Origin of the sequence: Stenotrophomonas maltophilia group sp. RY12688, assembly GCF_052149045.1 — a bacterium.
GTDB classification, from domain to species: Bacteria; Pseudomonadota; Gammaproteobacteria; order Xanthomonadales; family Xanthomonadaceae; genus Stenotrophomonas; species Stenotrophomonas sepilia.
Genome location: NZ_CP197389.1, coordinates 829,405 through 851,658, shown reverse-complemented (window position 1 = coordinate 851,658; position 22,254 = coordinate 829,405). Strand labels below are relative to the sequence as shown.

Below are 22,254 nucleotides of genomic sequence, written 5' to 3'. Positions count from 1 at the left end.
AATCCCTAGAACGGAGTCGCGGACTCGAACGCGAGCGCCTCGCCCGTCAGCGGATGCGTGAACCGCAGGCTGCGTGCATGCAGATGCACGCGGTGCGCCGGTGCCGCGTCATACAGCACGTCGCCAACAATCGGATGGCCAATACTGGCCATGTGCAACCGCAACTGATGGCTGCGGCCGGTGATCGGTTCCAACGCCACGCGCGTGCGCCGCGCTTCAACATCGCGCACCAGCACGCGCCAACGCGTCAGCGCCGGCTTGCCGCGCTCATGGTCGATCATCTGCTTCGGCCGGTTCGGCCAGTCCACGATCAGCGGCAGATCCACGTCGCCGGCATCGCCTTCAAGCAGCCCCTCGACGACCGCTTCATAGCGCTTGCCAACCCGGCGCTGCTCGAACTGCATCGACAACGCCGCCTGCATGTCCTTGCCACGCGCATGCAGCAGCAGCCCGGAAGTCACCTGGTCCAGGCGGTGCACGGTCAACGCATCCGGGTACAGCGCCTGCAGGCGCGCGACGACGCAGTCCTGGTTCTCGGCGCTGCGGCCGGGCACGGACAGCAGGCCGGGGGGCTTTTCAGCCACCAGCAGCGCGTCGTCGATGTAGTGCAGGTGGATCATGCGGTTCCAGGAATTCCAAATGAAAACGGGGAAGCCGAAGCCTCCCCGTTTTCTGCGTACCGACCAGCGGTCGGTACCTGCCTTGATGCAAGACGTACCGACCGGAGCCGGTACCGCCTGCATCAGCCCAGCAGGTGGGCGACGCCGGCGCGCTCTTCTTCCAGCTCGGCCAGGGTCTTGTCGATGTACTTCTGGCTGAAGTCGTCGATCGGCAGATCCTTGACCAGGGTGTACTTGCCGTTCTCGGTGGTCACCGCGAAACCGAAGATCACGCCTTCCGGAATGCCGTAGGAACCGTCGGACGGCACGCCCATCGTGACCCACTTGCCGTTGCTGCCCAGCACCCAGTCACGCACGTGGTCGATGGCGGCATTGGCGGCCGAAGCGGCCGAGGACGAGCCACGGGCTTCGATGATCGCCGCGCCGCGCTTGCCGACGGTCGGGATGAACGTGTTGGCGTTCCACTCCTGGTCGTTGATCGCATCGGCGATCGAGGCGCCGTCGACGGTGGCGAAACGGTAGTCCGGGTACATGGTCGGGCTGTGGTTGCCCCACACGACCAGCTTCTCCATGCCACCGACCGGCTTGCCGAGCTTGGCCGACAGCTGGCTCAGCGCGCGGTTGTGGTCCAGGCGCAGCATGGCGGTGAAGTTTTCCGGCTTCAGGTCCGGGGCCGACTTCATCGCGATGTAGGCGTTGGTGTTGGCCGGGTTGCCGACCACCAGCACCTTCACGTCGCGGCTGGCGACCTTGTTCAGCGCCGCGCCCTGGGCGGTGAAGATCTTGGCGTTTTCCAGCAGCAGGTCCTTGCGCTCCATGCCCGGGCCACGCGGACGTGCGCCGACCAGCAGAGCGATGTCGGCGTCCTTGAACGCGACTTCGGCGTCATCGGTGCCAACCATGCCGGCCAGCAGCGGGAACGCGCAGTCTTCCAGCTCCATCATCACGCCCTTCAGGGCGGCCTGGGCCTTGTCGACCGGCAGTTCCAGCAGCTGCAGGATGACCGGCTGGTCCTTGCCCAGCATTTCGCCGGAGGCGATGCGGAACAGCAGGGCATAACCGATCTGGCCGGCGGCGCCGGTCACGGCAACACGAACGGGTGCTTTCATGGGGGTTTCCTCTTGCTTGCAAGCGTTTGATGGGACGCCGCGGGCATGGCCACGCAGGCCGGGCAGGCGGCGGGGAACAGGGAAACGGCCACCCGTGGGTGGCCGTTTCGAAGGGGGTCAGGCGGCGAGGTGCTTGTTCCACTCCGCGACGCGGTCGGCCTGGGCGGCCAGCACGGCGTCGACGTCGCCTTCAAGGGTGATCGAATGGATCACGTCGCCCTGCTTGACCGAATCGACGATGGCCTGGCCTTCCAGGACCTTGCCGAAGACGGTGTGGCGGCCGTCCAGCCAATCGGTCTTGATGTGGGTGATGAAGAACTGGCTGCCGTTGGTGTTCGGGCCGGCGTTGGCCATCGACAGCGAGCCGACCTCGTGCTTCACGCCATTCTTCTCGTCTTCGAACTTGTAGCCCGGGCCGCCGGTGCCACGACCCTGCGGGCAGCCGCCCTGGATCATGAAGTCGGCGATCACGCGGTGGAAGATCAGGCCGTCATAGAAGCCGTGCTTGACCAGGTTCACGAAGTTGGCCACGGTCAGCGGCGCCTTGTCGGCGAACAGCTCGACCTTGATCGGGCCCTGGGTGGTGTCGAAAGTGGCGATGAGGGACATGAAGATCCTTGGTGCAAAGGGGAATGCGTCTAGCCACCTAGTTTACACCTGCCTCGTGGCGGCGGTGCCTTCGACCATCGGTGGAGCCCCCGCCTTCAGCCAGCGGAAGGTGAGCCGGGGGCCCCGTCCTGGCGACCTCGGCCGAAGCGGCGGACAGCCAGCTGAATGGGCCGCTGGGCCGGCGTGAAATCCACCTTTTCGCGAATCGTCAAGTTCGACGTATAATGTTGGACTTCTTTTTCCAAATCCGGCGCCGACTGGCCCCCTTTCGTATGTCCATCGAAAATCTTCGCAACATCGCCATCGTCGCCCACGTCGACCATGGCAAGACCACCCTGGTCGACCAGCTGCTGAAGCAGTCCGGCACCCTGTCCGAGCGCACCGTCCTCGCCGAGCGCGTGATGGACAGCAACGACCAGGAAAAGGAACGCGGCATCACCATCCTGGCCAAGAACACCGCCATCACCTGGGAAGACAAGAAGACCGGCATCAAGAACCGGATCAACATCGTCGATACCCCCGGCCACGCCGACTTCGGCGGTGAGGTCGAGCGCGTGCTGTCGATGGTCGACACCGTGCTGATCCTGGTTGATGCGATGGACGGCCCGATGCCGCAGACCCGCTTCGTGACCCAGAAGGCCTTCGCGATGGGCTTCAAGCCGATCGTCGTGGTCAACAAGGTCGACCGTCCGGGCGCCCGTCCGGAGTGGGTGATCGACCAGGTCTTCGACCTGTTCGACAAGCTCGGTGCCACCAACGAGCAGCTGGATTTCCCGATCGTCTACGCCTCGGGCCTGAACGGCTACGCGGGCCTGGAAGACACCGTGCGCGACGGCGACATGACCCCGCTGTACGAAGCGATCATGCAGCACGCGCCGAAGCCGGAAGTGGACCCGGAAGGCCCGTTCCAGATGCGCATCAGCCAGCTGGACTACAACAACTTCGTGGGCGTGATCGGCATCGGCCGCATCCAGCGCGGCACCCTGAAGAAGAACATGCAGGTCGCGGTCATTGACCGTGAAGGCAAGAAGCGCAACGGCAAGGTGCTGCAGGTGCTGGGCTTCATGGGCCTGGAGCGCATCGAGCAGGATTCGGCCGAGGCCGGCGACATCGTGGCCATCTCCGGCATCCAGGAGCTGACCATCTCCGACACCATCTGCGCACCGGACTTCCCGGAAGCCCTGCCTGCGCTGACCGTCGACGAGCCGACCATCTCGATGACCTTCCAGGTGAACAATTCGCCGTTCGCCGGCAACAAGGACCTGTCCGGTGGCAAGTTCCTGACCAGCCGCCAGATCAAGGACCGCCTGGACCGTGAAAAGGTCCACAACGTGGCCCTGAAGGTCGAGCAGCTGGAAGACGCCGACAAGTTCCTGGTCTCCGGCCGTGGCGAACTGCACCTGTCGGTGCTGATCGAGAACATGCGCCGCGAAGGCTACGAGCTGGCTGTGTCGCGCCCGGAAGTGATCATCAAGGAAATCGACGGCCAGCTGATGGAGCCGATCGAGCAGCTGGTGGTGGACATCGAAGAAATCCACCAGGGCGGCGTGATGGAAAAGCTGGGCACCCGCAAGGGCCAGTTGAAGAACATGGAATCGGACGGCAAGGGCCGCGTGCGCCTGGAGTACCAGATCCCGGCCCGTGGCCTGATCGGCTTCCAGAACGAGTTCAAGACCCTGACCCAGGGTTCGGGCCTGCTGTTCCACGTGTTCGACCACTACGGCCCGAAGGAACAGGGCGCCATCGCCAAGCGCATCAACGGCGTGATGATCGCCAATGCGCCGGGCGTCACCCCGGCCTACTCGCTGGGTCCGCTGCAGGAACGCGGCAAGCTCTTCGCTGCCGAAGGCGACAACGTGTATGAAGGTCAGCTGGTCGGCATCCACTCCAAGGACAACGACCTGACCGTCAACGCGATCAAGACCAAGCCGCTGACCAACATGCGCGCTTCGGGCAAGGACGATGCGATCCAGCTGACCCCGGCGATCAAGTACTCGCTGGAACAGGCCCTGGACTTCATCGAAGACGATGAGCTGGTCGAGATCACCCCGAAGGAGATCCGCCTGCGCAAGAAGTTCCTGACCGAAAGCGATCGCAAGAAGGCTTCGCGCGGCGGCTGAGCCTGCACCCCGTGAACCAGAGCGGCTACAACCCGGATCCACACCGGCATCCGGGCCTGCACGTCATCGCCCTGCTCGAAGCGAGCAAGGCGTTACTGGCGCTGTTGGCCGCCACCGGGCTGGAAGTGCTCGGACCGCAGCCGCTTCGGCACGGCATCATGGTCCTGATCCGGCGTTTCAGCCTGGATCCGGACCATGGCACCCTGCCCTCGCTGCTGCATATGATCAGCCCCGACGCGGTCCACCTGGCCGCGGCGGGGATGATCGGCTACGGCCTGCTGCACCTGGTCGAAGCCTGGGGCCTGTGGCGGGCCAAGGCCTGGGCCTCCTGGCTGGGCTGCCTGACTGCCTCGCTGTACCTGCCCTTCGACATCTTTGCGATCATCCGCCACCCCGGCTGGCCGTCGTGGACGATCCTGGCGATCAACCTGATCGTGGTCTACGTCCTCGCCCGCGATCTGCGCAAGCGCCACCGCTGAGCAGCGGCTACACTGGGGATTGGAGCCGACCAAGCCGCCCCATGCGCCCGTCCTTGCCGCCTCTGCTGACCTGCCTGCTTGCCACGCTGCCTGTGCTGCTTTCGGCTGGCTGCAGCCCGGCCACGCCCAGCGCGCATGCGGCCGAACCCGCGAGCCGCAACGTGCCCTTCCCGTACGCCGAAACCGATGTCACCGACCTGCAGGCGCAGATGACCGCCGGCGAGCTGGACAGCGCCACCCTGGTCCAGGCCTACCTGCAGCGGATCGCCGCCCTGGATCGGGCCGGCCCCCGCCTGCGCGCGGTGATCGAGCTCAACCCCGATGCCCTGAAGGAAGCCGCCGAACGTGACCGCGAGCGCCGCGATGGGCACCTGCGCGGACCGCTCCATGGCATCCCGGTACTGCTGAAGGACAACATCAACGCCGCACCGATGGCCACCAGTGCCGGCTCGCTGGCCCTGCAGGGGTTCCGCCCTGACGATGCGTATCTGGTGCGGCGCCTGCGCGAGGCCGGGGCCGTGGTGCTGGGCAAGACCAATCTCAGCGAATGGGCCAATTTCCGCGGCAACGATTCGGTGTCCGGCTGGAGCGCGCGCGGTGGCCAGACCCGCAATCCCTATCGCCTCAGCCACTCGCCTTGCGGCTCCAGCAGCGGCAGCGCGGTAGCGGTGGCCGCCAACCTGGCCAGCGTGGCGATCGGCACCGAAACCGACGGCAGCATCGTCTGCCCTGCGGCGATCAATGGCATCGTCGGCCTCAAGCCGACCGTCGGCCTGGTCAGCCGCGATGGCATCATCCCGATTTCCTTCAGCCAGGACACTGCGGGACCGATGACACGCAGCGTCGCCGACGCTGCGGCCGTACTGACCGCAATTGCCGGCCGCGATGATGCCGACCCGGCCACCGCAACCATGCCCGGCCGTGCGGTGTACGACTACACCGCGCGGCTGGATCCGCAGGGACTGCGTGGCAAGCGCATCGGCCTGCTGCAGACGCCGCTGCTGAAGTACCGCGGCATGCCGCCACTGATCGAACACGCCGCCACCGAGCTGCGTCGGGCCGGTGCCGTCGTGGTGCCGGTGGAGCTGCCCAACCAGGGCGCCTGGGCCGACGCCGAACGCAAGGTACTGTTGTACGAGTTCAAGGCCGGGCTGGAGCGTTACTTCAGCACCCACCGCGCTCCCCTGCACAGCCTGGCCGAATTGATCGCCTTCAACCAGGCGCACAGCAAGCAGGAGCTTGGCCTGTTCGGCCAGGAACTGCTGGTAGAGGCCGACGCCACCGCCGGCCTGGCTGACCCCGCCTACATCCGCGCACGCAGCGATGCGCGCCGGTTGGCGGGCCCGGAAGGCATCGATGCGGCCCTCGCCGCCCACCAGCTCGACGCCCTGGTCGCGCCGACCACCGGCGTTGCGTGGCCGATCCGCAGCGAAGGCGACGACTTCCCCGGCGAGAGCTACAGTGCCGCCGCCGTCGCCGGCTATCCCAGCCTCAGCGTGCCGATGGGCCAGATCGATGGCCTGCCGGTCGGCCTGCTGTTCATGGGCACCGCCTGGAGCGAACCGAAGCTGATCGAAATGGCGTACGCCTACGAACAGCGCACCCGCGCGCGGCGGCCACCGCACTTCGGCACCGACACGCTGATCGACGCCGGCGAGCCTTGATCCGGTAGTGCCGGCCGCTGGCCGGCGCTACCGTTCGGGTTCCGGCTCCATCGGCACGATTGCCGCCTCACCGTCTTCAGCCCCCGGCGAACGCACATCTGCAGTACGTGCGCGTGGACCACGCGGCATGTCCAGCTCGTCAGCATGCTGCAGCCGCGCACGCAGCTGCGGCAGCGAGTGCGGATGCTCACGCGCGAGGAAATCGAGCATGCGCTCGCGTACCAGGCAACGCAGGTCGAACGCGTCGCCGGAGCTGCGCGCACTCACCAGCAGGCGCACCTGGATCGCGCGCTCGCTGGTTTCGGTCACCTGGGTCACGCAGACCCGGCCATCCCACAACGCTTCGCCCCGGCAGATGCGCTCCAGTTCAGCACGGATCGCCGCAATCGGGGCACGATAATCCAGCCACAGGAAGGCTGTGCCGAGCAGGTCAGCGCTACGCCGCGTCCAGTTCTGGAAGGGGTTCTCGATGAACCAGGTCAACGGCACCACCATCCTCCGCTCGTCCCAGATGCGTACCACCACGTAGCTGCTGCCGATCTCCTCGATGCGTCCCCACTCGCCCTCGACGATCACCACATCGTCCAGCCGGATCGGCTGGGTCACTGCAATCTGCAGGCCAGCGATCAGGTTGCCGAACACTGGCTTTGCGGCGATACCGGCCACCAGGCCGATGAGGCCCGCCGAGGCCAGCAGCGCGGTGCCGATCTTCTGCACCATGGGGAAGGTCAGCAGCACCAGCGAAGTGCCCAGCACGATGATGCCGCCCATCAGCACGCGGCTGAGTACCCGCGTCTGGGTCTGGATGCGGCGCGCTTCCAGATTATCGGAGACATCGATGGGATGGCTGCGCAGGATGGCCCGCTCACCCGCTGCCACTGCGCGTACCAGCAACCAGATGAAGCAGGCGGTCAGTGCGATATGCAGCACCCGTTGCAGGCTGCCCAGAAGGGGATCCTGCAGCGGCGTGGCCTGCAACGCAGGAATCAACAGCAGCAGCGGCCATGCGGTGGCCATTGGCAGCCCGAGCACACGCCCGATGCGCGCGCGCCGCCGATCACGCCCTTTCAGCCGATGATAGATCCACAGGATCAGCCACGCGCCGATACCGCCCACCACCACGGCCAATCCCAACGGCCATGCGTAGGCCTGTGCGCTCTGCCAGTGCACCCTTGTCACCTCCAGTCGAACCGCCAAGTGGACAGCCTCGCGCATGGCACATGAGCGTCACGTCAGCCGTTCGTAAGAAGGGTGTTGGTCGGCAGGGCTTGCAGCCTGCACCTGCGGTAGTGCCGGCCGCTGGCCGGCAACCTCAACAGCAACAGCCGAAGCAGAAGCGGGTTTGCTGTGGGATGGCGGGGTGGGTCCGGTTGCGGGGGGCGCTGCAAGTACACCTCCGGGGCCCGGCCCAGCCGCTGGCGGCTGTGCGTTCGGGCGCTTGCGAAGCAGTGCTTCGCAAGCAAAGCGCCCTCACCCATGTAAGCTCGGTCGCCGCATCCATGCGGCTCACGCCCCCGCAACCGGACCCACCCCGCCTACGACAGATCTCCGCGATCTGCAGTAGATCCACGCCATGCGTGGATGAATCTCCATCGGAATCGAATATTTCGAATTGGATTCCAAAAGCATCCACGCATGGCGTGGATCTACCGTGTCGACCAAGGTCGACACCTACCAGCAGCCGAGTGAACCTGTCGAAGGTGGGGCGGTGTCGGGGTGCGGGGTGTCAGCCGCATGGATGCGGCTGCCAAGCCTACAAGGACGTACTTGCGGTGTCCCCGCACTCCGACACCGTCCCGCCAACCCACGGATAGCCCGCTTTTGACGTTGACGTTGACGTTGCTCTGGCTCGTAGCAGGTGCAGGGCTGCAAAGCCCTGCCGAAAAATCCTTACCGCACTTGCTCCTGCTTGCGCACGATCGCCATCGCGATCTCCAGCGACTGCTCGTAGTTCAACCGCGGGTCCACCGTCGAACGATACGCACGCTCCAGGTCGCGCTCGGTCAGTTCGCGCGCGCCGCCGATGCACTCGGTCACGTCCTCGCCGGTCAGTTCCAGGTGCACACCGCCCAGGCGCGTACCGGCGGCCGCATGCAGATCGAACGACATCTCCACCTCGCCACGCACGTTGTCGAAGCGGCGTGTCTTGAAACCGTTGGCGGTGCTTTCGGTATTGCCATGCATCGCATCGCACACCCACAGCACGCGGCGACCATCACGCTTGACCGCGTCCAGCAGCGGCGGCAGTTTCTCGGCGATCTGCGTCGCGCCCATCCGATGGATGAAGCTCAGGCGGCCCGGCTCGTCATGTGGGTTGAGCACATCGATCAGGCGCAGCAGCTGGTCCGGCGTCACCGACGGGCCCACCTTGATCGCAATCGGATTGCGCACGCCACGCAGGTACTCCACGTGCGCGCCATCGAGCGCGGCCGTGCGCATGCCGATCCACGGGTAATGCGTGCTCAGGTTCAACCAGCCCTGCTGGCGCGGCACCTGGCGGGTCAACGCCTGCTCGTAGGGCAGCAGCAGGGCTTCGTGCGAAGTGTAGAAGTCGATGCGGTTGAGGTTGTGCACGCGGGCCCCGGCCAGGGTCTCCATGAAGTGCACCGCATCGCCGATCGAGGCCACCATCTTCTGGTACTCGGCCGCCAGCGGCGAGTGGCTTACCCACTCCAGGTTCCAGTATTCGGGGTGGTGCAGGTCGGCGAAACCGCCGTCGATCAGCGCACGCACGAAGTTCATCGTCATCGCCGAATGCGCGTGGGCCTGCAGCATCCGCTTCGGGTCCGGCAGGCGTGCTGCCTCGGTGAAGGCCGGCGCGTTGATCACATCGCCGCGGTAGCTGGGCAGGGTCACGCCGTCGCGGGTCTCGGTGTCGGCCGAGCGCGGCTTGGCGTACTGGCCGGCGAAGCGGCCCACGCGGATCACCGGCTGGCGCAGGCCGTGCACCAGCACCAGGCTCATCTGCAGCAACACCTTCAATCGGTTGGAAATGGTGCCCGATTCGCAGTCGCTGAAATTCTCGGCACAGTCGCCGCCCTGCAGCAGGAAGCGCTTGCCTTCCTGGGCCTCGGCCAGCTGCTGCTTCAACGCCAGGATCTCCCACGAGGTGACCAGCGGCGGCAGCCGCTTCAGCTCGTGCAGAGCGGCGTCCAACGCCACCGGGTCCGGGTAGGTCGGCATCTGCAGCGCGGTCTTGCCACGCCAGCTCTCCGGCGACCAGGCAGCGCCAGCGGTGGTCGCGTCGGAATCGGAGGCGGGCGGAACGGCGGACAGGCTCATTGCAGACTTCCGGGGTGGGGGGCGGCCATGGTCGCAGAGCCAGCCGCTGACGCAAAGGCCCACCCCCACCGCCCCGGCCACCTGAACGGCAGGGAAAGGCCAACGCCAGCAGCCAGATCCGGCATGGCCAGCCGCACGGGACAGGCGCATGATTTGTTATGGAGTAACACTTGCACGTCATGGACCGGCCCCTTCCACGCCCAGCCGCCCCCTCTCTCACCATGAAGCCCTCGCCCCTCGCTACCGGTATTACCTTCGCCCTGGCCTTGGCCAGCCTGCCCGCCTTCGCCGCAACGACCGACGACACCTCTTCCTCCGTCAAGGATCTGGACGCAGTCACTGTCCACGCCCAGCTCGACCAGGCCCGCAACGCGCTGTCGCCGGACATCGGCAGCAGCCAGTACCAGATCACCGCCGAGGACATCCAGAAGCAGCCGCTGGGTGCCTCCGCGCCGCTCAGCCAGGTACTGCTGCAGGCCCCGGGCGTGGTCCAGGATTCCTATGGCGGCGTGCACGTGCGCGGCGACCACGCCAATCTGCAGTACCGCATCAATGGCGTACTGCTGCCCGAATCGATCTCCGGCTTCGGCCAGACACTGGATGCCCGCACCGTCAAGAGCATCCGCCTGATGGATGGCGCGCTGCCGGCGCAGTTCGGCGAGCGCACCGCTGCAGTGGTCGACATCACCACCCGCAATGGTGCCGAGCTCGGCAATGGCGGCAGCGCCGGTCTGACCGCAGGCTCGTTCGGCAAGATCAATCCGAATGCCTCGTGGTGGGGCAACCAGGGGCGATGGAGCTGGTTCCTTACTGGCAACTACGACCAGAACGAGGTTGGCCTGGAGAACCCGACCCGCTCGCGCAAGCCGCTGCACGACGACACCCACCAAGGCAAAGCGTTCGCTGACCTCACCTACCTGGTCAACGAGAACACGCGCCTGAGCGTGTTCGCCGGCTTCGCCAACAATCGCTTCCAGATCCCGGTCAACCCCGGGCAGACCCCGCAGTTCGGTTACCTGGACACCACCACCTTCGACTCCAGCCAGCTGGATGAAACCCAGCGCGAGACCACCCGCTTCGGCATGCTGGTGCTGCAGGGCGCGCTGGGCAGCACCGCCTACCAGCTGTCAGCCGGGCAGCGCTACAGCGATGTGGCGTTCAACCCGGATGTCATCGGCGACCTGGTATTCAGTGGCGTCGCCTCGCAGGTGCAGCGCAGCAACCGCGCCAACACGCTGCAGGCCGATTTCTCCACCCCGCTGGGCAGCGACCACACGCTGCGCTATGGCCTGTACGGCAATTACGAGAACGCGCGTGCGAACAACAGCAGCTGGGTGTTTCCGGTCGATGACGCCGGCCAGCAATCCAGCACCACGCCGCTGCTGATACCTGACCACAGTGCCTTCCATGCCAGCACGCAGGCGTTGTACGTGCAGGATGAATGGGAGATCGGCGACGACTGGACCGTCAACTACGGCCTGCGCGGCGATCGCTACAAGGCCTTTGGCCACACCGAGGGCCAGCTCAGCCCCCGCGTGGGCGTGGCCTGGAATGCCAGCGACAGCACCACCGTGCATGCCGGCTATTCGCGTTACTTCACGCCACCGGCCAGTGAGCTGATCGCCAGCAGCGACATCGCGCTGTACGACGGCACCACCAACCAGCAACCCAGCGGCGGCAACAACACGCCACTGGCCGAGCGCAGCGACTACTACGACATCGGCGTGTCGCAGCAGGTGGGCGAACACCTGACCCTGGGCCTGGATGCCTATGACCGACGCGTCGCGCGCCTGCAGGACGAAGGCCAGTTCGGTGCCGCCTACATCTACTCGACGTTCAACTACCGCCGCGGCCATATCCATGGCCTGGAGTTCAGTGCCGACTACAGCGACGGTCCGTTCAGCGCCTACGTCAACGCAGCGTACAACAAGGCCATCGGCACCCAGGTCATCACCAGCCAGTACAACCTCGATCCGGACGCGCTGGCCTATGTGGCCAACCATTGGATCCACCTCGACCACGACCAGAAGCTGACCTCATCGGGTGGCTTCAGCTACGCCTTTGCCGGACACAACCGGGTCGGCGCCAACTACGTGTTCGGTAGCGGCCTGCGTTCGGACATCGAGGGCGTGCCCAACGGCGGCGAGCTGCCGTCCTACCTGCAGGTGAACCTCAGCGCCGGGCATGACTTCAATGCCGGCAGCGGCCATCCGCTGCATGTGCAGCTGGCCGTGATCAACGCATTGGATCGCAGCTACCAACTGCGCGATGGCGGTGGCGTCGGCGTGTTCGCCCCGCAGTGGGGACCGCGCCGTGGCGCCTACCTGAGCCTGCAGCAGGATTTCTGAGAACGGACCGTGGTAGTGCCGGCCGCTGGCCGGCATCTACGGGAACGCTGCCATCGTTCATGCGGTTGCCGGCCAGCGGCCGGCACTACCCTGCGTTCAGCGCTTGACCTTGCGCAGCGACACCACCAGCGCCCACAGCGCCAGCAGCACGAACCACACGCCCGACCACATCGGCATTGTCAGGCCCAGGAACGTCCAGTCGATATTGCCGCAGTTGCCGGTACCGGTCAGCACCGTGCGGAATACTTCCAGCGGCCCCATGGTCTCGCGCAGGAAGCTCAGCGGCGGGCCGCAGGTCGCACCCATCTCCGGTGGCAGCATCTGCACGTAGACGTGGCGCGCAGCGATGCCTACGCCGACCGCGGCGGCAATGAAGGCGAGCACGCCGTAGGTTGCCCGGCCAGGACGGTTGGAGGGCCCGTGCAGTGCACCGATCAGGAACAGCAGGCCCAGCGCGGCGAACGCCAGCCGCTGGAAGATGCACAGCGGGCACGGCTCCAGGCCCATCTTCAGCTGCAGGAAGATCGCGTAGCCCAGCAGGCCCGCGCAGATCAGGAAGCCCAGGAAGAACTGGGCGCGGAAGGGCCAGCGCAGTGGATTCATCGTCAACGCTCGAATGGATCAAGGCGCCAAGCGTAACCGAGAGTGCATGCCATTCGAACCGCCACAGGTGACGCCTGTCGGAACGGTGCGGGTCAGATCCCGCAGAAACGCAAAAGCCCGGCAGAGGCCGGGCTTTCGCTGTGTCGCGTTGGAGCGGTCCGATTACTCGGCCACTTCCTCGGCCACGACCGGACGGTCAACCAGCTCGACGTAGGCCATCGGCGCGTTGTCGCCAGCGCGGAAGCCACACTTCAGCAGGCGCAGGTAGCCGCCCGGACGGTTCGCGTAGCGCGGGCCCAGGATGGTGAACAGGTTGCCCACGGCTTCGTTGTCGCGCAGGCGAGCGAAAGCCAGACGGCGGTTGGCGACGGAGTCGACCTTGGCCAGGGTGATCAGCGGCTCGGCAACGCGGCGCAGTTCCTTGGCCTTCGGCAGGGTGGTCTTGATCAGCTCGTGCTTGAACAGCGAGGCGGCCATGTTCTTGAACATCGCTTCGCGGTGGGCGCTGGTGCGGCTGAACTTACGGCCAGACTTCTGGTGACGCATGGTGATATTCCTTGGTTAATGATGAGGCTGTGCGGATCGTTGTCGCCATCATGGCGTTGCTGCGCGGACTGCGGATGGTCCTGGCCGCCCGTCCTGGACGACCTGCCCGCGAACTTGGGGTTCGTCGTGGCATGTTGTGTTGCGTTGAAGGCCCCACCGCGAACGGTGGAGCCTTCAGGCATTGCCGATATCAGCCCAGCATGCCGTGGCTGGCGACGCCGGCCGGCGGCCAGTTCTCCAGCTTCATGCCGAGCGACAGGCCGCGCTGAGCCAGCACTTCCTTGATCTCGGTGAGCGACTTCTTGCCCAGGTTCGGGGTCTTCAGCAGCTCCACTTCGGTCTTCTGGATCAGATCGCCGATGTAGTAGATGCTTTCAGCCTTCAGGCAGTTGGCCGAACGCACGGTCAGCTCCAGATCGTCGATCGGGCGCAGCAGCACCGGATCCACGCCGTTGTTGGCCGGCTTGGCCGCACCGCGGTCGCGGTGGGTGAAGTCACCGAACACCGACAGCTGGTCGCTGAGGATGTCGGCGGCGGTGCGCACGGCTTCCTCGGCATCGATGGTGCCGTTGGTCTCGATATCGATGACCAGCTTGTCCAGGTCGGTGCGCTGTTCGACACGCGCCGCTTCCACGGCATAGGCGACACGGCGGACCGGCGAGAACGAGGCATCCAGGACCAGGCGGCCGATGGCACGGGTTTCTTCGTCCGGACGACGACGCGCGGCAGCCGGCTGGTAGCCGAAACCACGTTCGATCTTCAGACGCATGTTGATTGCCGTGTCCTTGGTCAGGTGGCAGATCACATGGTCGCCGTTCAGGATCTCCACATTGTGGTCGACCTTGATGTCGGCAGCGGTGACAACGCCCGGGCCCTGCTTGGACAGGGACAGGGTGGCGCTGTCGCCGGAGTGCATACGGATGGCCACATCCTTCAGGTTGAGCAGGACTTCGAGCACGTCCTCCTGCAGACCTTCGACCGTGGTGTACTCATGCAACACGCCGTCGATTTCGACTTCCGTGATGGCGAAGCCCGGGATGGACGACAGCAGCACGCGACGCAGGGCGTTGCCCAGCGTATGCCCGTAACCCCGCTCCAAAGGTTCGATAACGACCTTTGCACGGGTGTCGGTAAGGCGTTCGATCTGCGGACCGCGAGGACGCAGAACCTGGTTGGCGGTAACCGTCATGTTGCGGGTTCTCCTAGTGAACCCCCGGCCGTCGCCGGGGGCTCTCCAATGTGAATTACTTCGAATACAGCTCGACGATCAGCGCTTCGTTGATGTCCGCAGGCAGATCCGAACGATCCGGAACAGCCTTGAAGATGCCGGTGAACTTGCCGGAATCCACTTCAACCCACGACGGGCTCAGGTCATGCTGGGCGGCGACGGTCAGGGCTTCCTGGACGCGCAGCTGCTTGGCAGCCTTTTCGGACAGAGCGATGGCGTCGCCAGCCTTGACCTGGTACGAAGCCAGGTTGACCGACTTGCCATTCACGGTGACGCCGCGGTGCGACACCAGCTGACGGGCAGCCGGACGGGTCACGGCGAAGCCCATGCGGTAGACGACGTTGTCCAGGCGGGTTTCCAGCAGCTGCAGCAGGTTCTCGCCGGTGTTGCCCTTCTTGGTCGAGGCCTTCTTGTAGTAGTTGCGGAACTGACGCTCCAGCAGGCCGTAGATACGCTTGACCTTCTGCTTTTCACGCAGCTGGGTGGCGTAGTCGGACAGCTTGCCCTTGCGGGCAGTGGCGCCGTGCTGGCCGGGCTTCTGCTCCAGCTTGCACTTGGAGTCCAGCGCACGCGCCGGGCTCTTCAGGGACAGGTCGGCGCCTTCGCGGCGGGCGAGCTTACAGGTAGGACCGATATAACGAGCCATTTCTTATCGCTCCCTTTAGACGCGACGCTTCTTCGGCGGACGGCACCCGTTGTGCGGGATGGGCGTCACGTCGATGATGTTGGTGATCTTGTAGCCGACGTTGTTCAGCGAACGCACGGCCGACTCACGGCCCGGACCCGGGCCCTTGATGCGGACTTCCAGCGACTTCACGCCGTAGTCCAGCGCAGCACGACCGGCCTTTTCAGCAGCCACCTGGGCAGCGAACGGGGTCGACTTGCGCGAACCGCGGAAGCCAGCGCCACCGGAGGTCGCCCACGACAGAGCGTTGCCCTGGCGGTCGGTGATGGTGACGATGGTGTTGTTGAACGAAGCGTGGACGTGGGCAACGCCGTCGGTGACGACGCGCTTGATCTTCTTCTTGGTCTTAGCAGCGGGCTTAGCCATTTCTCAGTCCCTTACTTCTTGATCGCCTTGCGCGGACCCTTGCGGGTGCGGGCGTTGGTACGGGTGCGCTGGCCACGCAGCGGGAGGCCACGACGGTGACGCAGGCCGCGGTAGCAGCCCAGGTCCATCAGGCGCTTGATCGCGATGCCGATCTCACGGCGCAGATCGCCTTCCACGATGTACTTGCCGACTTCGGCGCGCAGGCGCTCGATTTCCGGCTCCGACAGATCGCGGATCTTGGTGGTCGAAGCAACGCCTGCGACTTCGCAGACCTTCTTCGAACGGGTACGGCCGATGCCGTAAATGCTTTGCAACCCGACCCAGACGTGCTTCTGGGCTGGCAGGTTGACGCCTGCAATACGCGCCATGACGCGGTTCTCCAGCTGAGTGATGGCCGACAGCGCGCCTCGGGCACGCCAATCCGGCAGGATGGATCAAAAAAGTGAACTAGCGATACTAACAAGGTTCCGGTTTACATGGAAGCCCGTGAAACTATTGGTTTCATGAACCCGGCCTGGGGAGTGTGCCCAGGCTCCGGCGCCGGATGGGGTTGGACCTGGGGTTTCCCCCGGGGCCGCCCGCGCTACTCCAGCGCGGGACCACCTCATCACACCCCCACCCGGAACCGCTGCGGGGGCCGCCCTTCGTTTGTGTGGCCGGAGTCCGCGAAGCGGAGGGACCATCACGTCAGGAAGACGAAAGTATAACAGGCCTATCAGCCGCGGGCAAAACCGCCGCGGTTGCCGCCCTTCAGGTTGGCCTTCTTCAGCAGGCTCTCGTACTGGTGGGACATCAGGTGTGCCTGCACCTGGGCGATGAAGTCCATCACCACCACCACCACGATCAGCAGCGACGTGCCACCGAAGTAGAACGAGGCATTCAGCTGCGTGCGCATCAGTTCCGGCAGCAGGCAGACGATCACCAGGTAGGCCGAGCCGGCCGCGGTCAGGCGGGTCAGCACGCCGTCGATGTAGTCGGCGGTGGCCTTGCCCGGACGGATGCCCGGAATCAAAGCGCCCGACTTCTTCAGGTTGTCGGCGGTTTCCTGCGAATTGAACACCAGCGCGGTATAGAAGAACGCGAAACCGGTGATCAGCGCAGCGAACACGATCATGTGCAGCGGCTCGCCCGGGCCCAGGGCATTGGCGACCTTCTGCAGGACCTGGCCGAAGCTGCTCTGGTTGGCAGCCTGGCCGGACCACATGGCCAGGGTGGCCGGGAAGGCCAGCAGGCTCGAGGCGAAGATCGCCGGGATGACGCCGGCCATGTTGAGCTTCAGCGGCAGGAACGAGGTCTGGTTCATGTACGCGTTGCGACCGCCCTGGCGGCGCGCGTAATTGACCGTGATCCGGCGCTGGCCACGCTCCACGAACACCACGAAGAAGGTGAAGGCGAGTACGACGATGGCGATCAGCAGGAGCTGGATGAACTGGATGTTGCCGTCGCGGTAGGCGTCGAAGGTGTGGATGACCGCACCCGGCAGACCGGCGACGATACCGGCGAAGATGATCAGCGACACGCCGTTGCCGATACCGCGTTCGGTGACCTGCTCACCGACCCACATCAGGAACATGGTGCCGGCAGTCAGTGCGACCACCGCGGTGAGCACGAAGCCCATGCCGGGGGCGTACACGACCGGAGCGCCCGACGGCGAAACCTGGCCCTGCAGGGCCAGCGCGATCGAACCGCCCTGCACCACTGCCAGCAGCACGGCGCCGATGCGCGAATACTGGGTGATCTTGCGGCGGCCGGACTCACCTTCCTTCTGCATCGCCTTCAGGGCGGGGAAGATGTGCACGGCCAGCTGCATCACGATCGATGCCGAAATGTACGGCATCACGTTCAGCGCAAAGATGCTGAAACGGTGCAGGGCGCCGCCCGAGAACATGTTGAACATGTCCACGATGCCGCCGCCCTGCTGTTGCATCATGGCAAGCATGGCATCGGGATTGACGCCCGGCACCGGCACGTAGCAGCCGATGCGATAGACGATCAAAGCCCCGACGACGAACAGCAAACGTTGGCGAAGTTCAGTGAACTTGCCCATTCCGCCCGCGAGGTTACCGATGCCAGCTTGCGCCATGATTTTCTTACTCCGTTACGCTGCCGCCGGCAGCTTCGATCGCAGCCTTGGCACCAGCCGTGGCAGCAATACCCTTCAGGGTGAACGCCTTGGTCACTTCGCCCTTGACGACGACCTTGGCCTTCTTGGCAGTGCTCGGGACCAGCTTGGCAGCACGCAGGGCGGCGAAGTCGATCTCACCGGCCGGCAGCTTGTCCAGCGCGTACAGCAGCACTTCAGCGGTGTCCTTGGCGATCGGCGAACGGAAGCCGATCTTCGGCAGACGACGCTGCATGGGGGTCTGGCCGCCTTCGAAGCCAGCCTTGATCTTGCCGCCACCCTTGCGGGCGAACGAACCCTTGTGGCCGCGGCCGGCAGTCTTGCCCAGGCCCGAGCCGATACCGCGGCCGACGCGGGTGCGCTCGGTGCGGGCGCCCGGTGCCGGGCTCAGTTCATTGAGACGCAGAGTCATGGTCGATTACTCCTCAACCTGGACGAGGTACTGAACCTTGTTGATCAGGCCGCGCACCTGCGGGCTGTCCTTCAGTTCACGCACATCGTTGAGCTTGTTCAGGCCCAGGGCACGCACCGACAGGCGGTGACGCGACTGGGTGCCACGCAGGCCACGCACCAGGCGGACCTTCACAGTCTTGTTGGACTCATTAGCCATGGTTGAGTTCCTCCACCTTCTTGCCGCGCTTGGCCGCGATGCGGGCCGGCGACTGCGCAGCAGTCAGGCCCTTCACGGTGGCGCGCACCAGATTGATCGGGTTGCGCGAACCGGTGGCCTTGGCCAGCACGTTCTTCACGCCAACGGCTTCCAGCACGGCGCGCATCGCACCGCCGGCGATGACGCCAGTACCTTCCGAAGCCGGCTGCATGAACACGCGGGCTGCGCCGTGACCATCCTTGATGGTGTGCCACAGGGTGCCGTTGTTCAGGTCAACGCTGACCAGGTTCTTGCGGGCCTGTTCCATCGACTTCTGGATGGCGACCGGCACTTCGCGGGCCTTGCCATAACCGAAACCGACCTTGCCTTCGCCGTCGCCGACCACGGTCAGGGCGGTGAAGGTGAACTGGCGGCCACCCTTGACGGTCTTGCTGACGCGGTTGACCGCGACCAGCTTTTCGATCATGCCGTCGTCGATCTTCTCTTCGCGGTTACGGTCGCGATCGCGACCCCGCTGCTGACGCTCTTCTGCCATGTTGATTCCTTGGTTGTTTGGGTATGTACGGCTCGAGGCCGCTTATGGTTGTGGGGTGACGCGTTGTTCCGGTGGACCGCTGCAGAAGAGCGGCGCCGTCCAGCCTCACTCAGGCTGGCGAGCAGGCAGGCAGGAGGCCATCGGCCCCCTGCCCTTGTCCCTTAGAACTGCAGGCCGGCTTCGCGGGCGGCTTCTGCCAGGGCCTTGATGCGGCCGTGGTAGCGGTAGCCCGAACGATCGAAGGCAACCTTCTCGATGCCGGCGGCCTTGGCGCGCTCGGCAACGATGCGGCCGACCTTGGCAGCGGCATCGGCGTTCTTGCCGTTCTTCAGGCCTTCCTTGACGTCGGTCTGGGTGGTGTTGGCGGCAGCCAGCACCTTCGAACCGTCAGCGGTGAAGACCTGGGCGTACAGGTGCTGGCCGGTGCGCAGCACCGACAGGCGGGCGACGCCGAGCTCACGGATGTGGGCGCGGGTCGACTTGGCGCGACGCAGGCGGGCGATGTTCTTGTTCATGATGTTTTTTCCTTGAAAGCGGAAGCGCCTAATTAGGCCTTCTTGGCTTCCTTACGGATGATGACTTCGTCGGAGTACTTCACGCCCTTGCCCTTGTACGGCTCCGGCTTGCGGAACGCACGGATCTTGGCGGCGACTTCACCGACGACCTGCTTGTCAGCGCCCTGGACCAGGATCTCGGTCTGGGTCGGGGTGGAGATGGTGATGCCTTCCGGCGCCACGAACACGACCGGATGCGAGAAACCGAGCGACAGGCTCAGGTCCTTGCCCTGCATGGCAGCACGGTAACCCACGCCGACCAGCTCCAGCTTGCGCTCGAAGCCTTCGGACACGCCCTTGACCATGTTGGCCAGGATCGCGCGCACGGTACCGGTCAGCGCGACCAGGTCGGCGCTCTCGGTGCTCAGGGTGGCAACGCCGCTGTCGACGTTGATGGCAATACCGGCCGGCTTGACCAGCGACAGGGTGCCCTTCGGGCCCTTGACGGTGACGCTTTCCGACTGGACGTTCAGTTCGACCTTACCCAGGGTGACGGGCTTCTTGGCTACGCGGGACATAGTTCTACTCCTTTCGCCTTAGGCCACGAAGCACAGGACTTCGCCGCCGACGCCCAGCTGGCGCGCCTGCGCATCAGTCATGATGCCCTTGGAGGTGGAAATGATGGAGATGCCCAGGCCATTCATGACCTTCGGCAGCTCGCTCTTGCCGCGGTACTGGCGCAGGCCCGAACGCGAGAAGCGCTTCAGGGTCGCGATGACCGGCTTGCCTTCGAAATACTTCAGCACGATTTCCAGCTCGGCCTTGTTGTTTTCCAGCTGGGTCACGCGCAGGTCGGTGATGTAACCCTCGTCCTTCAGGACCTGGGCGATCGCAACCTTGATCTTGGACGACGGGGCTTTCACCGTCTGCTTGCCAACCGCAGCCGCATTCTTGATGCGGACCAGCAGGTCGGCGATGGGATCAGTCATGCTCATATGAGTACCTTTGAGTGCACCGATATCCGCTTTCGCGAAAATCTGTTGTCTCCTGGAAACGGGCCAGGTCCCTTGATGCAGCGGGCCGGGGCCCACTCCTACAACCCCGTTTGCGCAGGGCAAGACGCGGGAGTATACGCCAAAAGAGCCCGACTTGCGCCGGGCTCTTCGGGTTTTTTCGCAGAAAGGAAGCTGAACGCCTCCCTCCCCGGTTCAGAAGCCCCCGAGGGGGCTCCTGATCGCAGGGCCGGCTGGAATTACCAGCTGGCCTTGCGCAGGCCCGGGACGTCGCCACGCATGGTGGCTTCGCGCAGCTTGTTGCGGCCGAGGCCGAACTTGCTGTACACGCCACGCGGACGACCCGACAGCTCGCAACGGTTGCGCTGGCGGCTCGGCGACGAATCGCGCGGCAGCTTGGCCAGCTTGGTTGCGGCGTCGATCTTCTCTTCGTAGGTCGCGTCCACGGAGGACACGATCTTCTTCAGAGCCGCACGCTTCTCAGCGTACTTCTTGGCCAGCTTTTCCCGCTTGATGTCGCGGTTGACCATGGAGGTCTTTGCCATTTCGGTTTCCTCGACAGATCAGTTACGGAACGGGAACTTGAACGCTGCCAGCAGCGCCTTCGCTTCCGCGTCGGTCTTCGCAGTGGTGGTGATGGCGATATCCATACCGCGGATCGCGTCGACGGCGTCGAAGTCGATTTCCGGGAAGATGATCTGTTCCTTCACACCCATGTTGAAGTTGCCGCGGCCGTCGAAGGAACGACCGGAAACACCACGGAAGTCGCGCACGCGCGGCAGCGAGATGTTGATCAGGCGGTCCAGGAACTCGTACATCTTGTGGCGACGCAGCGTGGTCTTGCAGCCGATCGGCCAACCATCACGGATCTTGAACGACGCAACCGAGATACGCGACTTGGTGACAACCGGCTTCTGGCCGGAAATCTTGGTCATGTCCGCGACGGCGTTTTCCAGGATCTTCTTGTTGGTGGCAGCCTCGCCGACACCCATGTTCAGGGTGACCTTGACGAGCTTCGGTACTTCCATCGGATTGGTGTAGCCGAACTGCTTCATCAGCGCCGGCACCACTTCTTCCTTGTAGATCTTTTCGAGACGGGAAGTCATCTTCACATTCCTCAGGCGTCGAGCGCCTCACCGCTGGAGCGGAACACACGCAGTTTGCGTCCATCCTCCAGCACCTTGAAGCCAACGCGTTCGCCCTTGCCCGAAGCCGGGTTCAGCACGTTCACGTTGGAGATATGGATCGAAGCTTCGCGCTCGACCACGCCGCCGGCAACACCTGCCTGCGGGTTCGGCTTGGTGTGGCGCTTGACGATGTTCACGTTGGCGACGACCACGCGGTCGCCGTCGACGCGGACGACTTCGCCCTGCTTGCCCTTGTCCTTGCCAGCGTTGACGACAACCTGGTCGCCCTTCTTGATACGGTTAGCCATGATTATCTCCTGTCGCTCACAGCACTTCGGGAGCGAGCGAGACGATCTTCATGAACTTCTCCGAACGAAGTTCACGGGTCACCGGCCCGAAGATACGGGTACCGATCGGCTCCTGCTTGTTGTTCAGCAGGACGGCAGCGTTGCCGTCGAAGCGGATCAGCGAACCGTCGGCGCGACGCACACCCTTGCGGGTACGCACCACGACGGCGTCATACACTTCACCCTTCTTGACCTTGCCGCGCGGAATCGCATCCTTCACGGTGACCTTGATGATGTCGCCGATACCGGCGTAACGGCGCTTGGAACCACCCAGCACCTTGAAGCACATCACCTGCTTGGCACCCGAATTGTCCGCGACGTCAAGGTAGCTCTGCATCTGGATCATG

Annotated in this window: 26 protein-coding genes; 4 read left to right on the top strand and 22 right to left on the bottom strand. The window is 64.8% G+C overall.

Annotated features, from left to right (window positions below):
• Positions 1–5: 5 nt before the first annotated feature.
• The 3 genes from ACS0OT_RS03885 to ACS0OT_RS03875 form a co-directional block, all read right to left on the bottom strand.
• Positions 6–620: an RluA family pseudouridine synthase gene (locus tag ACS0OT_RS03885; RefSeq protein WP_065178952.1), complete on the bottom strand. Its 615-nt coding sequence runs from the start codon at positions 618–620 to the stop codon at positions 6–8.
• 122 nt (positions 621–742) lie between these two features.
• Positions 743–1,729 (bottom strand): malate dehydrogenase, encoded by a 987-nt coding sequence (locus ACS0OT_RS03880; protein ID WP_065178953.1) that lies wholly within the window; start codon positions 1,727–1,729, stop codon positions 743–745.
• Positions 1,730–1,846: 117 nt separating this feature from the next.
• Positions 1,847–2,338: a peptidylprolyl isomerase gene (locus ACS0OT_RS03875; RefSeq protein ID WP_005408225.1), complete on the bottom strand. Its 492-nt coding sequence runs from the start codon at positions 2,336–2,338 to the stop codon at positions 1,847–1,849.
• Positions 2,339–2,610: 272 nt separating this feature from the next.
• Between ACS0OT_RS03875 and typA the strand changes: the two genes are divergently transcribed.
• From typA to ACS0OT_RS03860, 3 genes are read left to right on the top strand one after another with little or no spacing between them, the layout of a single operon-like run.
• Positions 2,611–4,458 carry a translational GTPase TypA gene (gene typA, locus ACS0OT_RS03870; protein ID WP_005415427.1) on the top strand — a complete coding sequence of 616 codons (1,848 nt, stop codon included), beginning with the start codon at positions 2,611–2,613 and terminating at the stop codon, positions 4,456–4,458.
• A gap of 11 nt (positions 4,459–4,469) precedes the next feature.
• Positions 4,470–4,937, top strand: coding sequence for a DUF2127 domain-containing protein (locus ACS0OT_RS03865; RefSeq protein WP_049414692.1), 468 nt, complete (start codon positions 4,470–4,472; stop codon positions 4,935–4,937).
• A 41-nt stretch (positions 4,938–4,978) separates the two neighbouring features.
• Positions 4,979–6,601 (top strand): amidase, encoded by a 1,623-nt coding sequence (locus tag ACS0OT_RS03860; protein ID WP_069138926.1) that lies wholly within the window; start codon positions 4,979–4,981, stop codon positions 6,599–6,601.
• 27 nt (positions 6,602–6,628) lie between these two features.
• Here the strand turns inward: ACS0OT_RS03860 and ACS0OT_RS03855 are convergent, their stop codons facing one another.
• Entirely contained in the window at positions 6,629–7,816 is a 1,188-nt protein-coding gene (locus ACS0OT_RS03855; protein WP_329953150.1) for a mechanosensitive ion channel family protein, read from the bottom strand.
• Between the two features lie 675 nt (positions 7,817–8,491).
• Positions 8,492–9,883 (bottom strand): class II 3-deoxy-7-phosphoheptulonate synthase, encoded by a 1,392-nt coding sequence (locus ACS0OT_RS03850; RefSeq protein WP_053500150.1) that lies wholly within the window; start codon positions 9,881–9,883, stop codon positions 8,492–8,494.
• A 221-nt stretch (positions 9,884–10,104) separates the two neighbouring features.
• On the opposite strand from ACS0OT_RS03850, the gene ACS0OT_RS03845 reads away from it, so the two are divergent.
• On the top strand, positions 10,105–12,231 hold the full coding sequence (locus ACS0OT_RS03845) for a TonB-dependent receptor (RefSeq protein WP_442256042.1): 2,127 nt from the start codon (positions 10,105–10,107) through the stop codon (positions 12,229–12,231).
• A gap of 96 nt (positions 12,232–12,327) precedes the next feature.
• Here the strand turns inward: ACS0OT_RS03845 and ACS0OT_RS03840 are convergent, their stop codons facing one another.
• The 17 genes from ACS0OT_RS03840 to rplN all read right to left on the bottom strand — a co-directional run bounded on the left by ACS0OT_RS03840 (position 12,328) and on the right by rplN (position 22,253).
• Positions 12,328–12,834: a disulfide bond formation protein B gene (locus ACS0OT_RS03840; protein WP_005415421.1), complete on the bottom strand. Its 507-nt coding sequence runs from the start codon at positions 12,832–12,834 to the stop codon at positions 12,328–12,330.
• Positions 12,835–12,996: 162 nt separating this feature from the next.
• Complete coding sequence (gene rplQ / locus ACS0OT_RS03835) at positions 12,997–13,380, bottom strand: 50S ribosomal protein L17 (protein WP_005408217.1); 384 nt, start codon at positions 13,378–13,380, stop codon at positions 12,997–12,999.
• A 190-nt stretch (positions 13,381–13,570) separates the two neighbouring features.
• Positions 13,571–14,569: a DNA-directed RNA polymerase subunit alpha gene (locus ACS0OT_RS03830; RefSeq protein WP_005408216.1), complete on the bottom strand. Its 999-nt coding sequence runs from the start codon at positions 14,567–14,569 to the stop codon at positions 13,571–13,573.
• Positions 14,570–14,624: 55 nt separating this feature from the next.
• Positions 14,625–15,254 (bottom strand): 30S ribosomal protein S4, encoded by a 630-nt coding sequence (gene rpsD / locus ACS0OT_RS03825; protein ID WP_004145446.1) that lies wholly within the window; start codon positions 15,252–15,254, stop codon positions 14,625–14,627.
• Between the two features lie 15 nt (positions 15,255–15,269).
• Entirely contained in the window at positions 15,270–15,659 is a 390-nt protein-coding gene (rpsK, locus tag ACS0OT_RS03820) for a 30S ribosomal protein S11 (RefSeq protein ID WP_004145443.1), read from the bottom strand.
• A gap of 11 nt (positions 15,660–15,670) precedes the next feature.
• Positions 15,671–16,027: a 30S ribosomal protein S13 gene (gene rpsM, locus ACS0OT_RS03815; RefSeq protein WP_004154500.1), complete on the bottom strand. Its 357-nt coding sequence runs from the start codon at positions 16,025–16,027 to the stop codon at positions 15,671–15,673.
• 347 nt (positions 16,028–16,374) lie between these two features.
• Positions 16,375–17,742, bottom strand: coding sequence for a preprotein translocase subunit SecY (secY, locus tag ACS0OT_RS03810; RefSeq protein ID WP_005415420.1), 1,368 nt, complete (start codon positions 17,740–17,742; stop codon positions 16,375–16,377).
• Positions 17,743–17,749: 7 nt separating this feature from the next.
• Entirely contained in the window at positions 17,750–18,193 is a 444-nt protein-coding gene (rplO, locus tag ACS0OT_RS03805; RefSeq protein WP_004154498.1) for a 50S ribosomal protein L15, read from the bottom strand.
• Positions 18,194–18,199: 6 nt separating this feature from the next.
• Positions 18,200–18,391 (bottom strand): 50S ribosomal protein L30, encoded by a 192-nt coding sequence (rpmD, locus tag ACS0OT_RS03800; protein ID WP_005408214.1) that lies wholly within the window; start codon positions 18,389–18,391, stop codon positions 18,200–18,202.
• On the bottom strand, positions 18,384–18,926 hold the full coding sequence (rpsE, locus tag ACS0OT_RS03795; protein ID WP_005415419.1) for a 30S ribosomal protein S5: 543 nt from the start codon (positions 18,924–18,926) through the stop codon (positions 18,384–18,386). Before rpsE ends, rpmD begins: the two co-directional genes overlap by 8 nt.
• 161 nt (positions 18,927–19,087) lie before the next feature.
• Entirely contained in the window at positions 19,088–19,441 is a 354-nt protein-coding gene (rplR, locus tag ACS0OT_RS03790) for a 50S ribosomal protein L18 (protein WP_004154495.1), read from the bottom strand.
• Positions 19,442–19,473: 32 nt separating this feature from the next.
• Entirely contained in the window at positions 19,474–19,998 is a 525-nt protein-coding gene (rplF, locus tag ACS0OT_RS03785) for a 50S ribosomal protein L6 (RefSeq protein ID WP_005415418.1), read from the bottom strand.
• Positions 19,999–20,016: 18 nt separating this feature from the next.
• Entirely contained in the window at positions 20,017–20,415 is a 399-nt protein-coding gene (gene rpsH / locus ACS0OT_RS03780; protein ID WP_005415417.1) for a 30S ribosomal protein S8, read from the bottom strand.
• A 257-nt stretch (positions 20,416–20,672) separates the two neighbouring features.
• Entirely contained in the window at positions 20,673–20,978 is a 306-nt protein-coding gene (gene rpsN, locus ACS0OT_RS03775; protein ID WP_005408209.1) for a 30S ribosomal protein S14, read from the bottom strand.
• A gap of 18 nt (positions 20,979–20,996) precedes the next feature.
• Complete coding sequence (gene rplE, locus ACS0OT_RS03770; protein ID WP_005415416.1) at positions 20,997–21,539, bottom strand: 50S ribosomal protein L5; 543 nt, start codon at positions 21,537–21,539, stop codon at positions 20,997–20,999.
• A gap of 11 nt (positions 21,540–21,550) precedes the next feature.
• A complete protein-coding gene (rplX, locus tag ACS0OT_RS03765) occupies positions 21,551–21,868 on the bottom strand; it encodes a 50S ribosomal protein L24 (protein WP_004154490.1) in 318 nt (105 codons plus the stop codon).
• Positions 21,869–21,884: 16 nt separating this feature from the next.
• On the bottom strand, positions 21,885–22,253 hold the full coding sequence (gene rplN, locus ACS0OT_RS03760) for a 50S ribosomal protein L14 (protein ID WP_010483978.1): 369 nt from the start codon (positions 22,251–22,253) through the stop codon (positions 21,885–21,887).
• Position 22,254: the final 1 nt, after the last annotated feature.